Genomic DNA, 15,351 nt, shown 5'->3' with positions numbered 1-15,351 from the left:
TGATTGCAAAGCGACCCCGCCGCCAGCGCCCGACCGCGGCGGCGGGGGCATTTTAGGAGGATGTTCATGGCGAACGACAGCAAGACATGGCGGTGCGGAAAGTACGAGCTCAGCTTTGACCGTCCGCGCATCATGGGCGTCCTCAACGTGACGCCCGATTCTTTTAGCGACGGCGGTGAGCACTTTGACCAGGATGCCGCTATCGAGTACGGCCTGGCGATGCTCGATGCCGGCGCCGACATCATCGACGTGGGCGGCGAGTCCACGTCGACGTGGCGCCCCGGCTTTACCCCGGTCAATCCCGATGAGGAAGCGCGTCGCGTGCTGCCCGTGGTGCGTGCGCTTGCCAAAGAGGGCGCCATCGTCTCGATCGACACGCGTCATGTGGCGGTTGCCAAGGCAGCCGTGCGCTGCGGTGCCTCGATCGTCAACGACGTGACCGGCTTCACCGACCCCAAGATGGTCGAGTTTGTTAAGACGAGCACCTGCGGCGTCATCGTGATGCACGCCGGCGAGGTCGCCGCGCCCGCGCGCACGCACGCGACGGTGCAGCTCGATACCTCGGCAGCGGCGTTTGTTGCCGAGAAGGCGCGCGAGGCGGCTGCCGAGGCCGCGCGCGAGGCCGAGAAGCCGGCTCGCCGCCGTCGCGGCAAGTTGCTGGGCGAGCTTAAGGTGGAGAGCAAGCTCCCGGGCGGCGTGGTGCAGCCCTCGCTGCCGTTTGGCGAGCCGGAGCCCGCGCCCGAGTCTGCAACCGAGCAGGGGCAGGAGACGCCGACTGCCGAGCAGGCTGCTGCCGCCGAGACCGTCGCGCCCGCGCCCGAGGCCACGCCCGCACCCACCGAGGCCACATCAGAGCCCAGCGACCACCTGGCCGCCATGATGCGCCGTAGTGCTCGCCGAGAGGAGGCCTACGTGCCCACCTCGCAGCTCCGCCGCTTCACCCTGCCCGATTCGGCGCCCATCATGCGCCGCGTCATGGGCTTCCTGTCCGACCAGGCCCGCACGCTCATTCATGCCGGCGTGTCGCGCGACCGCATCTGCATCGATCCCGGCCCGGGCTTTGGCAAGACGGCCAACGAGAACATCGTCATCCAGCGCGAGACCGCCAAGATGGCGTCGCTGGGCTATCCGCTCATGTGCGCCGTGTCGCGCAAGCGCTTTGTGGGCGCCGTCTCGGGTGTGACCGAGGCCGCCGCGCGCGATGCCGCCACGTTTGGCGTGTGCCTGGGCGCCATCCAGGCCGGTGCCAACATCGTGCGCGTGCACGACGTCTCCGGCTTTGCGCAGTTCCTGAACGGTTACTGGGCCGTTGCCAAGCCGCAGCCGCGCCGCGCGTTTGTGGCCGTGGGCTCCAACATGGGGCATCGCTGCGACAACATCCGCGCTGCGCGCGACATGATCGCCGAGATCCCGCTCACCTGCGTGTCCAATTGCTCGCGCATCTACGAGAGCGAGCCGGCCTACGAGACGCGCCAGGACGCGTTTGCCAACGCCGTCATCGAGATCAAGACCGAGCTGGCGCCGCTGGTGCTGCTCGACGAGCTCATGAAGATCGAGGCCGAGCTGGGCCGCGACCGTTCCAAAAAGGCCAAGGCCAACGGCCCGCGCACCATCGACCTGGACCTGCTGTGGATGGACGGCGAGACCCACGGCGGCAAAAAGCTGCGCCTGCCGCATCCGCTCATCGGCGAGCGCGACTTTGTGCTGGTGCCGCTCGAGGACCTGATGCACGACCCGGCGCGGTTCTTCCGCTACAACGGCGTCGAGGTCAAGGAGCCCGAGGACCGCGTAGGCCATATCGTGGGCGAATTGGGGCGTATGTAGATGATCGAGATGAACGCTGTTGCCGCCGGCACCGAGCTCGATGCGGCGCGCGATGCGGGCCGCGAGGGCGTGCTCGCGGGCTGGTGCGCTTGGAGCACAGGCGACGCATCACTAACGTTTTCGCTGGTCGTGCGCCCAGATGTGAACATGCATGCCTTCCACGGCCTGCCGTTTGTGGCCGCGATGGGCATGATGGATGCGCTCGTAGGCACGGCTTCGACGCCGGGGTTGCGCCTTGCCGGCAAGGTAGGCATTGAGTGGCCGAGCAATATCGTGTGCGGCGCGCCGGCGTTTGAGATGTCGCTCGCACGCATTGCCGTGAACGGCGGCGCCGGCGCCGCGGGCATGTTCGCTGCCGTGACGGTGGATATCGAGCGTGCGGCGCTGGCAGAACTTGGCGTGGATGTGGCCGACGAGGCGCTGGTCGAGGCGTTGGCCGCGGCGGTGCTCGCCCGCGTTGATGCCTGGGCGGTTGTCGCAAACACACCACAGGGCGCTGCCGGCCCGCTGGCTCCCGTGTTGGGCGAGTACTTCGACATGGTGCCGCTGCTGGGCCGTCAGGTCGCGGCGGTGTCGCCCAACGGCCTGCCGCTCGCGGTCGGCGTGTTTGCGGGTCTGGACATCTGGGGTCGCGCGACCATCAAGACCGACGCCGGCGAGCAAGAGTTTCCGCCCGAGGCCGTACGAATTCGCGGGCTGTAACGCGAGATGCCCGCGCTCAAAGACAACGATGACAACAAGACCCTCCTCGGCAGAGTGAACTGCCTCTGCCGGGGAGGGTCTTTGCGCGACTACAGGGTGGCATCGCGGCCCTATTCCTCAAAACTGAAAATTTTTCGTTTTTGAGGAATAGGATTAAGGCAGCTCGGCCTTTCGCGAGGTATATTCGCTATAGAGCCTATTCCTCAAAACTGAATAATTTTCGTTTTTGAGGAATAGAGATAAAAGACCGCGAGGAGGCCCCGATGAAACTCATCAATAGAGCGTCATATATGGACACGTTGACGAGTCTTATTGGCGTGCCGGATATCAAGGTCATCACGGGCATCCGCCGCAGCGGTAAATCAAAATTGCTCGAGGCCCTCCGCGATTACGTGGAGGCAAATCTGCCTAATTCGAATGTCATCCATATCAACTACAACCTCGATGAGTTCGAGAACCTGCTCGAGTATCACGCGTTGCTCGCTTATGTAAAAGATCATCGGGTGCCCGGCAAACAAAACTTTCTGCTTATCGATGAGGTTCAGATGTGCGACGGTTTTGAGCGTGCGATCAACAGCCTTCACGCATCCGAGCATTATGACATCTTCATTACCGGATCGAATGCCTTTTTGCTGTCGAGCGATCTGTCGACGCTCTTTACGGGGCGCACGTTCGAGATCGAGGTTTTCCCATTCTCGTTTGAGGAGTATCGTCTCTATGGCGACGAGGGCGAGGTCGACCGTGGCTTCGATGGGTATGCGAGAACCGGCGGTATGTCTGGCTCTTACCCTTATCCACTGCAGGAGCAGCGCTATCAATATCTCTCCAACGTCTTTAAGACGCTCATTGTGAGAGATATCGTGCAACGGCATAACGTGAGAAACGAATCGGCGCTGCTGCGCATTGCCGATTACATGATGGACAACGTTTCCAACATTACGTCGGCACGCAACATTACCGATGCATTAAATGCGGATGGACTAAAGATTACGAACAAGACGGTCGGTGCGTACATGGGGTACCTGTGCGATGCGTTTGCCTTCTATAAAGTTCGCCGATACGACATTCGCGGCAAGAAATACCTTAAGAGCGGCGAGAAGTATTACCTGGCGGACCACGCGTTCAAATACGCGCTGCTCGGTACACGCGATATGGACTGGGGTCGCGTGTACGAGAACATAGTGGCCATCGAGCTGCTGCGCCGCGGATATGAGGTATACGTCGGCGTACTCTATAAAAAGGAAATTGACTTTGTAGCAATCAAGCGAAGCGAGAAGCTCTACATTCAGGTGAGCGACGACATCAGCTCGGATAAGACATTTGAACGCGAGATTTCACCACTGCTGAGCATTGGCGACGCGTACCCCAAGATGATTCTCGCCCGCACGCATCACGAGGCCACGGACCGCGACGGAGTGCAGATCGTGGACCTGGCGAGGTGGCTGTGCGGCGAGGCTTAGCGTGCTTCGAGCCTATTCCTCAAAACTGAAAAATTTTCGTTTTTGAGGGATAGAAAGGCTTTGAGCCTCTTAGAAAGCCATTGGGCTGCCTTTTCGGTGCGAGATTTGTGTCCGCGCCGTGCGAAATAATAGTTTATGTCCTAACGATGGGAGCAGACTATGGCTGTCAAAGCAAATTCGGCGTGTCCACAGGCATGGAGGGTTGCAAAATCCCTATCCGAGAAAATACTCGCTCAAGGCAAGAACGGGGTTTGGTCGCCTGCGTGCGTCGCGAGCTTGTTGACGATTGTACGAAAGGGTGCCTCGGGCGCCACATGTCGGGAGCTCGACATGCTCCTGGGCGATGGCGACATGTTTAGCGAGCGTGATCCCTTCGGCATCGAGCTGGAGCGGAACTGGGGCTATGACGGTTATGATGCGAGCACGGCAACGGCAGCTTGGCTTTCCAGGTCCGCGAGCCCATCGGAGGCGTTTCTGCACGAGTGCGACAAATGCAGCGTGCATGTGTCAATCGATGACTTGGCCGATCCGCGCGTTAGCCAACGGGTGACCGATTGGATAGCCGAACAAACTCACGGCCTGTTGTCGCCAAGCATCGAGTTATCACCAGTGGCTCTTGCCTGTCTTGTGAGCGCGCTTTACATGAAGGATGCATGGGCGGATCCGTTTGACGGCGAATCGACCAAAGTTGAGACCTTCCATGCAAAGAACGGCGATGTTCAAGCAGCGTTTATGCGTGGCGAGCGCGATTGTGCGGTGATCGTCGAGAACGGCAGGGTGGCCTTCTTGTTGCCGCTCAGCTCCGATGCCGGCGTGTGTTTTGTTCTTCCGAGCGGCGAGGATGATCATATTGATGACGCGCTTGGGCTATTCGAGCGTCTGTCCCAAGGCGAGGGAGAATGGGAGCCCGTCGACCTGGGGATTCCTCGCTTTGAATGCGAGTCGACGCTCTCGGACGTCTGCTCGCCGCTAAAGGCCGCCGGCGTCTCTACGGCAACTGCGATGGAGCTTACACCTATGGTGGGGGTAGAGGGGACTCCAACGCAGATTGTCCATGGCGCGAAGTTCGCTGTCGATGAGAACGGCGTAGAGGCCGGAGCGTACACGGTGATGGTCGCTGTCGCGGGCCTTCCGCCGGAGAACCCGCCAGAGCCGCGCAAGATAACGCTTGACAGGCCTTTCTATGCAGCGCTCGTGTCTCGCACCGGCGTACCGCTCTTTGTGGCAAGCGTCGCGCTGCCGTCGGTGGACATGCAAGAAAGGTGAGGTTGAGGTTTGCGAAGGGGGGCTGCTATGCCAAGGGTTGCCAACGTACTCTTTCCAGCTGACTATTTTGAAAAGATAGTTCCAGATGGGTTGATGCGCATCGAATATGAGTCTGCGTGTGCTGAGGGGCGTCTTGACGTGGGGCTTTTCGATCTGGAACTGTTCGAGGAGCGTGGAGAGCTTGCGCCCTGCTTTTCTAGGCCATCGGACTGATGCGGGGGTAATCAACCGCATGTTCACGGAGTTTATGGTCAAGGACTATGTAAAGTCGGTCAAAGGGACGAGGTTTCCCGTTAGCTTTCACACTCCCGTGAGCCAGGAGCGCATGGACGGGATTGTTAAAGAGTTCGTCAAGCTCCGCGGGGACCTTTTCACGGTCGGTATTGTCTGCAAAGAGTACGTTGATCTGGCCCGCTACCTTTCTGTTTTGATGAAACGTAGTCCCTTGATCTGGCTCACGGAGGGGTTGGAGAACTAGAGTCATCTAGTCCGTGCGTCAGAGAAACCGAGGGGATAGGACAATGCTCACGCTTGGCTCCGGTCCCTGTCTTGCCCCAGCTCCTGCATGCGGCGGTAGATTTCGCAGATACCCTTAATGGTGAGCTGTCCATCGACCACGTCGAAGGCATCGGTCGAATCGGCGACGATGCCGGCGAGGCCTCCCGTGGCGATAACGGTGGCATCCTCGCGGCCCAGCTCGCGCTTCATGCGCGCGACCAGGCCTTCGGCCATAGCGGCGGTGCCCACCACGGCGCCGACCTTGATGCACTCCTCGGTATCGCGGCCGATGGCGTGCTCGGGCGCCTCGAGCGGCACGCTGGCGAGCTTGGCGGCGCGGGCGGCAAGTGCATCCATGGAGATGCGGATGCCCGGCGCGATCGCTCCGCCAATGTAATAACCGTCCTCATCGATGACGTCGATATTGGTTGCGGTGCCAAAGTCCACCACGATCGCCGGTGCGCCGTAGAAGGTCTCGGCCGCAACGGCGTTGGCGACGCGATCGGCACCTACGGCCTGGGGACGCGCCGCGCGCAGCTTGGTCACGGCGGCCGTCTGCGGCCCAATGACGATGGCGTCTGCGGCAATGCGGTCAGCCACGGCATGCCATTCGCGCGAGAGCTGCGGCACCACGCCCGCAAAGGCGATAGCGTCGACCGCGTCGAGCGAAAGGCCGTACATCTTAAAAAAACCCATCAGGCGCACATGGATCTCATCTGCGGTATAGGAGCGGTCGGTGGGCATGCGCCACGACTGCACCAGCTCGTCTCCGTCAAACAGGCCCATGGCCGTCTGCGTGTTTCCCATATCGATAGCGAGCAGCATGTCTACTCCCGGTTTCGGCATAAAAGGACGCGCACCATTGTATACGTGCTGTCGACGGCGCTCGGCTGCGATTCGTTTACGGTGATATGGGCTGAGAGGTTTTAAATATGAAGGAATTATGCTCTACGAGATTTTTCTTGCCGTCCACCGAACTCCCGAGTAATATTCTTTCTTGCGCATATGAGGCGCCCAGACATTGCGGGGTGGAGCAGTCTGGTAGCTCGCCGGGCTCATAACCCGGAGGTCGTAGGTTCAAATCCTGCCCCCGCGACCAAGACTTTTAGCAGCTCAGAGGCATTGTTTCTCTGGGCTGTTTTCTTTTGGCTAAATAGTGCGGCGAAGAAATAGCGAAGAAAATAAGACGGAACCACGCACAAAGAAGCCTACCGGAGTGCAATAAAGCCAAACGCTGGTAAAAAAGACCGGACTAGCACGTAGAATCTTTCTTAGTGGAAAAGGCTATCAAGTGAGGGTCCGTATGCCGGGGAAGAAAGCCGATGCAGAAGCTTTTGCAAGCAAGTGGGCGAACAAGGGAATTGAGAACCAGGACACCCAGCGGTTCTGGATCGACTTCTATCAGAACGTCCTGGGCGTTGAGGATGCAGTCTCGAGGCTCGAGTTCGAAAAGCCCGTCTCCACCGATGCGAGCACGCATGAGGGCTATATCGACGTCTTCATACCATCAGCCAAAACCCTTGTCGAACAGAAGTCGCTGGGAATCGACCTCGCCAAGGAGGAGACGCGCCAGGGCCGCAAGGTGACGCCCGCGAAGCAGGGCAACGCCTACGCTCAGGGCATGCCCCTCTCCCAACAGCCGCGCTACATCATCGCTTGCAATTTTGCCGAGTTTTGGGTCTTCGACCGCGAGCGGGACTCGCTATGCCGGGAGCCTCTTTTCAAGTTGCCGCTCGCCGAGCTCCCCAAGAACCTCGCGGCCATCCAGTTTCTCAAGGGTGGGGCGGAGGCTCCGGCCACGATCTCTCGCGCCGTTTCCGTAGAGGCTGGCAAGATCATGTCGAAACTCCATGACCAGGTCGCCGAGGCGTTCGATGACTCCGACACGCCCGAGAATCACCATTGTTTGTGTCAAGCTCGGGCTTTCAATTGAGGCAGCGGTTCTTTTCACACGTGGCAAGGAAAGGTTTCAGGTTTGGCAAAGGCGTGCCTCTTTCTCTCTTTGGCTTTGCCTCTTAGCCCCTTCGGGCCATAGGCGAGGCCTCCATCCTCTTCGTCGGCCCCTCGAACACGACCAGGTGGCCGTAGTGGACGATTCGGTCGATCATGGCAGCCGCCATCTGGTCGTCGGTCAGGATCTTTCCCCACCTGCTGAACTCAAGATTCGTGGTCACGATAAGGCTTCTCCTCTCGTAGCACTTGTTCACCACCTGGTACAGGAGCTTGGCGCCATCTTGGTTTATGGGAAGGTACCCAAGCTCGTCCAGTATCACCAGATCGGCCCTCTCGACCTCTTTGAACACCTTCTCCAAGGTTCCCTCGGCTTCGGCCTTGGTCATCCTCACGACGAGGTCGGCGATCGTCGTGAACATCACCGTCATCCCCATGGCGCAGGCTGCGGTTCCGCACGCTATGGCCATGTGGGTCTTGCCGTTCCCCACGCCGCCGTACAGGACGAGGTTCTGCTTGTCTGCAATGAACCTGCAGCTCTCGATGCCCCCGCGTCCGATCTCCTCCGGCACCTTTACCCTCGACCAGTCGTACCCTTCGAAGGTCTTGGGGACCGGGAACTTGGCCCGTTTCAGCAGCCGCCCCCTCCTGCTCTCCTCTCTCCAGGAGAGCTCCTCCTCGAACATGCCTGCCAAGAACCTGAGCTCTGCGGCCGTCGACTCCGACGCGTACTTCTCCGCAGTGTGGTTGGATAGCATCACGGCCCTGAACCCTCTTCTCACCGCGCTCTCCAGGTCGCCTCGCGCGCTCATGCGGCGTCACCTCCGAGCATCCTGTCGTAGACAGTGAGATCCGGGCCGACGTCGGGCTCCGTCCCAAGGCCGAACCCGCCCATCCTCGCGAGCATCATCTCCACGTCGGAGGGCCTGGCTCTCCCCGTTGAGGCCAGCACCTCGGAGATAGCGGCGCCGACGTCCTCGACCGAGCTCTCCCTGCACCACCTGCGCATGCACACGATCAGGTCCTTTCTGGCAGCCGACTCCAGCGCGTCCACATGGGCCCTCACGTCTGCGGGCATGGCGGCCCTGACCGCCGAGTTGCGCCATGCGCCGGGCTTCCTCACCAGCAACGCCAGCTGGGACACGGCCTCCGGCCCGTTCTTCGCGGCCCCGAACCTCCTCGCGTGCTCCGCCACGATCTCGCCCGCGGCGTCCGCGAACGCGACGGTGTGGGCGCCGTACACGGCGGTGACGGTGCCGGAAGCCTGCCTGTGGCCCACATGGTAGCGGTGGCCGCCGTCGACGGTGGCGTCGCCGCGCTTGTCCACCGACACGCCGGTGACGAATCGCATGCAGCTGAAGGGCTTGGCGGGCAGGGGCGGCATCGCCGACCTGTCCCTCTCGAACAGCTCCGACCATGTCAGCCCCTTCTCGTAGTGGCGGTTCGAACCCGAGCCCGAGCAGCGGCTGAGCAGCTCCGCGTTGAACAGCTCGATGTCGTCGACGCTGGGCGCAGGCGTGAACAGATGCTGGCGACACCAGTAGACCTTTCGCTCCACATTGCCCTTCTCGTTGCCGGCGCGGGGGTTGGCGTAGGTCGCCTCGAACCCGTAATGGGCCTTCATCCGGCGGAAGAGGTCCGCCTCGGTCACGCTTTGCCCGCGGCGCCTGCCGGCGCCCGTGGCGTTGTCGAAGACGATGCGGGTGGGAACGCAGCCGATGTGCTCGAAGATGTCGCGGAGGCCCTGGCACACGCACTCGCTGGTCTCGCCCGCGAAGAGCTGGCAGAAGCCCATGTTGGAGAAGGGGAAGCTGAGCACCAGGAAGTGCATCCTCACGCGCTCTCCCCCGGCCAGCACGTCGACGTCGCCGAAGTCGGCCTGCGCCTCCCCCGGCGCCCAGACAAGCTCCATATAGCAGTCGGACGCCGCGGATATCTCGGCCTTGCGCCTCCTCACGTAGTTCTTGACGGTTCCGTAGCCGCCGTCGTAGGCGGTCTCGTCCAGCAAGCGCTCGTATATGCGCTTTGCGCTGTGTCGCTGCTTGCGCCATACGCGCTGGTCGCCGAGCAGGATCTCGTCGACGAAGGGCTTGTAAGGGTCAAGGATCGACGGGCGCGATTGCAGGCTCGGGGCCTGCGGCGAGAAATCGTCCATCGCGATGTACTTGCGGATCGTCGGTTGGGATATCCCCGTCCTGTGCTGTATCTCCGCATTGGAGAGGCCCCTTCTCGACATCTCTCGTATACTTTCGATCATTGGCATGCTGATCATCCTTCCTGCCTCCTATGCAATTGTCAGTTGGTAGCTGCAATTGCAACGGTAGGCCTAGCTGGTCGGCATGCCTTTGCCTTTTCTGAAATTCTTCGTTTCCGTAGATGAAAAGAATGGGTGCCGCACTAGCAACAATCAGATTGCCCTAAACAATATGGATTTCGCCAGAAAGGTTTCAGACTATCGCTTTCAGGCAACGGCTAGACGAGTTGTCTGCTCGCAAGCATTTCGGCTATGCGGTTATCGACGAGGTGCACTGCCTTTCCGAGTGGGGGCACGATTTCAGGGTCTCTTACCTCAAACTGTACGGAACCATAAAGAGATATTGCTCTGAAGCGCAGATCATCGCCCTCACTGCCACCGCCTCGAGAAACGTCCTCGAAGACCTTCTCTGCGAACTCGAAATAACGAAAGCCAACGTCCAGACGTCGACAAGCTTGGACAGACCGGAGCTCAAGTACCACATCGTGCGGATTGACGAGCAGGATCGTGAAGAGAGGCTCGATGCGATTCTCGATCAGATCGACGAGCATTTCCAGGAAACCGAGGGCATCGAATCAATATTTGAAGCACGGGGAATGGATTCTATCTGCGGAATCATCTTCTCAAACATAAAAAACAGCTCCAAGAGGCTTCCCGCGTCATGCGAAGGGGTTCTTGCCCACTTGAGGAAGCGGGGTATTTCCGCCGACTCCTATCATGCTGATAGAGGAGCAGAACGTACGCGCATCCAGGAGGAGTTCCTCGACAACCAGTTCACCGTCATGTGCGCCACGAAGGCATTCGGAATGGGCGTGAACAAGAAGAACATCCGGTATACGATTCACAACGGATTGCCTTGGTCGGTTGAGGCTTTCTACCAGGAGGCCGGGAGAGCCGGGCGCGATCCTGCGCGCAACGAATCCGAATGCTACATCCTATATTCGAACGAATCGGATCCAGATGATACTCGGCTACTATTCGAGGAGACCACCACCGTCGACGAGATCATAAGCCTACAACCGCACCTGGCAGGAGACCTCAACACGTTGTTCTACCTTTGGGGCAACAATCACGAAGACCTGCAAACCGAGCGTCTTGCGATAGTCGAAGTATTCAAATGGCTCCGCAAGAGACGTGGCAAGGATGGACATGTAATCGTCAAGGACGACTTGGTCAAAAGGCTCACGTGGGACGCCGTCAATGAAAGAGCTAAGCAGCGGGCTATGGCGACCAATACGACGACAACAGCAGAAGTGCGAATCGGAACGCAGGACGCCTTGTACAAGCTCGCCATCCTTGGAATTGTCCTCGATTGGACCGCCGACTTCAATGCAGAAACCTACGACGTCGAGATGCGTGAAATCAACGATGAGAGCGAGTCTTTCGTTAAGGCGGCATTGCAGGAGTACATCAAGAGGCACAACCCAACCTTCTCCTTTGACAATCCTTCGCCCGCCCATCGCAAGTACGTCGATGCGTATCGCGGTGCACCCAAGGGAAATAAGCTTATAGGCCTCATAGATACCTTGTTGCTCTGGACGAGCGACAACATAGTGTTCAGCAGGCGCCGCGCAATAGGAAACATGCTCGACCTTTGTCAGAGGGATTGCACCGATCAGGAGATACGCGACTACATCAACAGCTATTTCCGCCTCGACACCGAGAGCAACGACCAGCTCGACGCGATTGTCCGCGATGCGACGCGTGTCGATACCTGGTTGAGGTTGTTTACCACATATGAACTCACCGACGACCCCACCGTCCAAATCGACGTCCTCAAAGATCCGAAAGAGCTCGCCGCAATCGCAGCGCTCTGTGACCGCTATCGCGAAAGCTTCCATGCCAACATCGGTCTCGAATGGTCGACTATGATGGCGAAGCTTTTATCGGGAACTTTCGCCGAGGCGGATGTCGAGAGCCAGTTCTCGTTTGTCGCTTCCGAGATCCCGGAATACACCGGCCTGAATGTCGACGAGCTGTTCGAGAAAACCCTAGCTCTGCTTGTTAGCGCAGGCGAGGAGGCGAAGGACGCGTTCGGCTCGGCTGTCGTGAAGCACGCTCCGCAACGAGCTCTTCAGACGTACAAGGCACTCAACGACGTGGTCACGCTCAGATATCTGGTGGGCGAGGCTGACAATAGGCTCAAATCAACCTGGAAGAGAAGGAGTGAAGCATGAGCTCCCGAGAAGCGAACATTGAAGGACTGAACAACGCCATAGCGACGCTCAGCGAGGATGCGGAAGATCTGCACGGGCTGATAGAAAAGTCAACGAGCGAGCTCGAAAGCGCGACCGCTGCTGGCAACAGGGCGGCAGACAACGCAGATAGAATTATCGAGGCGTTGACGCCCTTGACAGAACTGCTCGAAGCTCAGCATCGCGACTCTGCAGCAATGCTAGACGAGGCGAAGAAGGCGTCTGACGAGCAGCGCGCTGCGACGACAGAGCAGATGGAGTCCCTGAGAGGCACAGTCGGTGAAACCCTGGAATCCGTCAGCACGATGACCGAGACCACGTGTAGCGAACTCAAGAAAACAGTCGAGGACTCCTTCGGCGAATTGGGAAAGATTCAAGATGAGGCTTTCGACGAGCTGAAGACGAAAACCCTCAAAGAGCACGAGAGGACTCGTGACGAGCTGCAAACGGATATGCTTGGATTCAAGAACGCCACCTCGTCGCGACTCGATAGCCTGGAATCCGAAATCACCAAAGCAGAAGGCGCTATTAAGGAGATCGACGGCAAGATTGCCGAGAGCGCGGACTCGGTCAAGAAGAAGCTCCTCATTCCCATCTATGCCGCAATCGGCTTGGGGGTCGTAAACCTTATCTGTCTCGCAATGCTGCTTATTAAATGAGTTAGCTGGCGAATCGGAACCGGGAGCGAGATTTGAGCAAGGTCGACAAATATACCGAGCGCGGCATAGCTTTCTTGGAAGGCGACGGCGTAGCCAAAGATTACGAGCAGGCGTTCTACTGGCTGAGCGCGGCATACGAGCTTGGCTCAAGCAAGGCAGAGACGATTCTTTGTGACATGCGCGCAAAGAGCCTGGGTGCTCCTTTTGATGGAGATGTGCCTGAAACCGCATCGTTGGACGATGGCCCGGATGCGTGCGGTGTAACAACTGGGACCCAAACCGTGGCTGTTTCGAACGTCAGAGCGGACGAGAGTCGTCCCGCCAATCCGAACAGATGCATCGCATGTGGCGAAGAGGCGCTGGTACCAAGTGAGGCTTTTGCCGGGGCAAAGCATTGCTCACCTTCCAGGGGCGGATGTGGGACGAACGTAATGATTCCCATCGTCGAGGACGGTCTCGCTCGCGGGGTTGCGCTACAGCCTTATCGCGAGCCCATTCCCGGGCGCCAGGAAAACACGTACTCGTCTCTGGGGTCGCTCATCCATATGATCAAATACGACACCAGGGTGGACGATGCTCTGAAAGCCGAAATGGTTAGGGAGATCGTCAGAAGAATTGGCGAATGCGGAGTAATCGAGCAGCTGGTGGACAAGCGCGTGATCCGCAATTTAGTCGTTGTGCCCGCCCCATCATCGAAGAGAAGAAAACTACAGCCGGTCAGCCTGTTGGCAGAGCTCGTCTCGGAAGGAAGATTCGGTTACGAGGAGGCTCTTAAGAAGAGGTCGAGGACCGAGTCCAAGAGCAGGCCGAAAGGCACGGAGCTCGCGCCCAATGACGTGAGCTGTAACGAGAGCGTGCGCGGGAAAACGGTTCTTTTGCTCGACGACACATATGGAGAGGGAGCGACTCTGCGGGCTTGCATACGCGCCTTAAAGGACAAAGGCGCGCAAGAGATCTACTTCCTCTCGCTTTGCAAGAACATCTACGGCGGGGTGAAAGGTAGCTCGGCTGATGACGACGATATTTATTAGCGGCTCAAGGGAGATACCGTTCGTTCCCGATGAGGTCAGAGAACGTATCGACAGAATAATCGGCTCTGACTTCGATATCGTGATTGGCGATTCGGAGCGAGGAGTGGATTCGGCGGTTCTGCGCTATCTGGCATCCAGAGCCTATCAGAACGTCTCGGTTTACACTGTGCACGAAAAGCCCCGAACGAAGCACGTCCTCGATACTTGGAGCGTCTGCAGAATCACGCCTTCCTCTGTCGTAAAGACCGATAAAGCAGGAAATGTCCGGAATGGACGTGAAATCGAAACCGCAAAGGATCGGGCCATGGGCGCGATTGCGGATTACGGGCTTGTGATCTGGCAGAGCACATACGTGAACCGTTTCGGTAATGAGTCAGCCAGCAAAGGCAGTTTGCGCAACATGTACCAACTACTCAGCAAGGGGAAGCCAGTCGTACTGTACAAGACCGCCGCGACGGACCTAGATGACATCTGCTTCGATTGCCATGAGCTCAAAACGCTCGAAGACCTACGCGAGATTGCGTTATCGGAACCTGGCGTTGTCGCAAGGGCGTTTGTCGAAATAGAGAAGAGAGACCCACTCAGCAGCCCATCCCTGTTCGACGAGGCGGAGTGAACAGGTTAATTCGTCTCGACAAGGAACTCCACACGAAAGAGAGGATTAAGGCATTCTTTCCGGCGCGGGCCCGGAGAGCCGAACCCGCGCCTTTCGTTGACGTTTACTTGCGCGGCTTGATGCGGGCCATGGGGCCGTGGACGTAGTTGTTGGAGTTCCAGCTGAAATCGCCGTCGTGATCCATCCATGCGACGTAGGGCAGGTTCGGATAGGCGACATCCTTCTTGCCGTCCGGAAGGTCGACCCACACCGAGATGCGATTGAACTCCGGCTGGCCGAAGCCAACGACCGGGTAGGCCTTCCAGTCGTCGTAATGCGAGAACATGTACGCCTCGTCGCCAATCTGAAGCTCGCCGACGGGCACCTCGACCGAGTCCAGGAACTCGCCCAGGCGTTCGCTCTCGGGCATCGCAGCGTCGAACCCGCGGACCATCTCGTCGAAGTCGTACTCCTGCTGCTCGACGAAGCCGTCGTAGAGGCCGATGCGGTCGACGATCTTCCAGCCGTCGATTACGTAGATGCCGTTGTCGCCGGGATCCATGCGCTCGTCGGTGGTGTACGGCCCGATGCCGACGCAGTTGGTGCCGCCGAAGAAGTTGCCGAGCACTTGGCACATGCGCGCCCATCCGTACTCGTCCTTGGCCGGGTCGCGGTAGCCCTTGAGCTCGCAGTAGCGGAGAAGCGGCTCGATGGTGTCGCGCCCGCCGTTCCAGTGGACGTACAGGCCAACCTTGCGCTCCGGCGTGGTGATGATAGCTCTGTTACCCATGATGATGACCTCCTTATGTTTCGACCCGCCCCTTGCGGGTCCGTTGGCACGTGATGCGCCGGGGTTCTCAAGGAACGCAAGGAGGAAAGCGGAAACCCGGAGGGCTCGAGTTTCCGGCCGCATCGAT

Annotated in this window: 14 protein-coding genes and 1 tRNA gene; 11 read left to right on the top strand and 4 right to left on the bottom strand. The window is 59.1% G+C overall.

Going from position 1 to position 15,351, the window contains the following annotated elements; translation table 11 throughout:
• Positions 1 to 66: 66 nt before the first annotated feature.
• The 5 genes from folK to ACTQXO_RS02900 all read left to right on the top strand — a co-directional run bounded on the left by folK (position 67) and on the right by ACTQXO_RS02900 (position 5,730).
• Positions 67 to 1,824 (top strand): 2-amino-4-hydroxy-6-hydroxymethyldihydropteridine diphosphokinase, encoded by a 1,758-nt coding sequence (folK, locus tag ACTQXO_RS02920; protein ID WP_441033156.1) that lies wholly within the window; start codon positions 67 to 69, stop codon positions 1,822 to 1,824.
• Positions 1,825 to 2,526, top strand: a complete 702-nt coding sequence (locus ACTQXO_RS02915) for a hypothetical protein (RefSeq protein ID WP_441033159.1) — start codon at positions 1,825 to 1,827, stop codon at positions 2,524 to 2,526.
• A gap of 263 nt (positions 2,527 to 2,789) precedes the next feature.
• Positions 2,790 to 3,986 (top strand): ATP-binding protein, encoded by a 1,197-nt coding sequence (locus ACTQXO_RS02910; protein ID WP_441033161.1) that lies wholly within the window; start codon positions 2,790 to 2,792, stop codon positions 3,984 to 3,986.
• 159 nt (positions 3,987 to 4,145) lie between these two features.
• The gene (locus tag ACTQXO_RS02905) at positions 4,146 to 5,252 is read left to right on the top strand and encodes a serpin family protein (RefSeq protein ID WP_441033164.1); all 1,107 of its coding nucleotides are present in this window, start codon (positions 4,146 to 4,148) and stop codon (positions 5,250 to 5,252) included.
• A gap of 247 nt (positions 5,253 to 5,499) precedes the next feature.
• On the top strand, positions 5,500 to 5,730 hold the full coding sequence (locus ACTQXO_RS02900) for a hypothetical protein (protein WP_427718019.1): 231 nt from the start codon (positions 5,500 to 5,502) through the stop codon (positions 5,728 to 5,730).
• 47 nt (positions 5,731 to 5,777) lie between these two features.
• Here the strand turns inward: ACTQXO_RS02900 and ACTQXO_RS02895 are convergent, their stop codons facing one another.
• Positions 5,778 to 6,575, bottom strand: a complete 798-nt coding sequence (locus ACTQXO_RS02895) for a type III pantothenate kinase (RefSeq protein ID WP_441033170.1) — start codon at positions 6,573 to 6,575, stop codon at positions 5,778 to 5,780.
• A gap of 197 nt (positions 6,576 to 6,772) precedes the next feature.
• Here ACTQXO_RS02895 and ACTQXO_RS02890 point away from each other — a divergent pair.
• Both ACTQXO_RS02890 and ACTQXO_RS02885 read left to right on the top strand, forming a co-directional pair.
• Positions 6,773 to 6,849 (top strand) — tRNA-Met (locus ACTQXO_RS02890).
• A gap of 204 nt (positions 6,850 to 7,053) precedes the next feature.
• Complete coding sequence (locus tag ACTQXO_RS02885) at positions 7,054 to 7,683, top strand: type IIL restriction-modification enzyme MmeI (RefSeq protein WP_441545419.1); 630 nt, start codon at positions 7,054 to 7,056, stop codon at positions 7,681 to 7,683.
• An 82-nt stretch (positions 7,684 to 7,765) separates the two neighbouring features.
• On the opposite strand, the gene istB is transcribed toward ACTQXO_RS02885, so the two are convergent.
• Positions 7,766 to 8,512, bottom strand: a complete 747-nt coding sequence (gene istB, locus ACTQXO_RS02880; RefSeq protein WP_304202432.1) for an IS21-like element helper ATPase IstB — start codon at positions 8,510 to 8,512, stop codon at positions 7,766 to 7,768.
• Positions 8,509 to 9,963, bottom strand: coding sequence for an IS21 family transposase (istA, locus tag ACTQXO_RS02875; RefSeq protein ID WP_441033228.1), 1,455 nt, complete (start codon positions 9,961 to 9,963; stop codon positions 8,509 to 8,511). Before istA ends, istB begins: the two co-directional genes overlap by 4 nt.
• A gap of 161 nt (positions 9,964 to 10,124) precedes the next feature.
• Here istA and ACTQXO_RS02870 point away from each other — a divergent pair, with 161 nt between their 5' ends.
• Genes ACTQXO_RS02870 through ACTQXO_RS02855 form a run of 4 tightly spaced genes read left to right on the top strand, consistent with a single transcriptional unit; the run spans position 10,125 to position 14,455 of the window.
• On the top strand, positions 10,125 to 12,131 hold the full coding sequence (locus ACTQXO_RS02870) for a helicase-related protein (RefSeq protein WP_441545423.1): 2,007 nt from the start codon (positions 10,125 to 10,127) through the stop codon (positions 12,129 to 12,131).
• A complete protein-coding gene (locus ACTQXO_RS02865) occupies positions 12,128 to 12,808 on the top strand; it encodes a hypothetical protein (RefSeq protein WP_441033231.1) in 681 nt (226 codons plus the stop codon). The genes ACTQXO_RS02870 and ACTQXO_RS02865 overlap by 4 nt, the downstream gene beginning before the upstream one ends.
• 32 nt (positions 12,809 to 12,840) lie before the next feature.
• The gene (locus ACTQXO_RS02860; RefSeq protein WP_441033234.1) at positions 12,841 to 13,839 is read left to right on the top strand and encodes a phosphoribosyltransferase family protein; all 999 of its coding nucleotides are present in this window, start codon (positions 12,841 to 12,843) and stop codon (positions 13,837 to 13,839) included.
• On the top strand, positions 13,820 to 14,455 hold the full coding sequence (locus ACTQXO_RS02855) for a hypothetical protein (protein ID WP_441033236.1): 636 nt from the start codon (positions 13,820 to 13,822) through the stop codon (positions 14,453 to 14,455). The genes ACTQXO_RS02860 and ACTQXO_RS02855 overlap by 20 nt, the downstream gene beginning before the upstream one ends.
• 103 nt (positions 14,456 to 14,558) lie before the next feature.
• Here the strand turns inward: ACTQXO_RS02855 and ACTQXO_RS02850 are convergent, their stop codons facing one another.
• Positions 14,559 to 15,224 (bottom strand): hypothetical protein, encoded by a 666-nt coding sequence (locus ACTQXO_RS02850; RefSeq protein ID WP_441033239.1) that lies wholly within the window; start codon positions 15,222 to 15,224, stop codon positions 14,559 to 14,561.
• Positions 15,225 to 15,351 lie beyond the last annotated feature (127 nt).

The organism is Collinsella sp. LCP19S3_D5, assembly GCF_052121415.1.
In the GTDB taxonomy this organism is placed as follows: Bacteria; Actinomycetota; Coriobacteriia; order Coriobacteriales; family Coriobacteriaceae; genus Collinsella.
The sequence above is the reverse complement of the archived record's forward strand: the minus strand, read 5'-3'. Positions and strand labels throughout refer to the sequence as shown.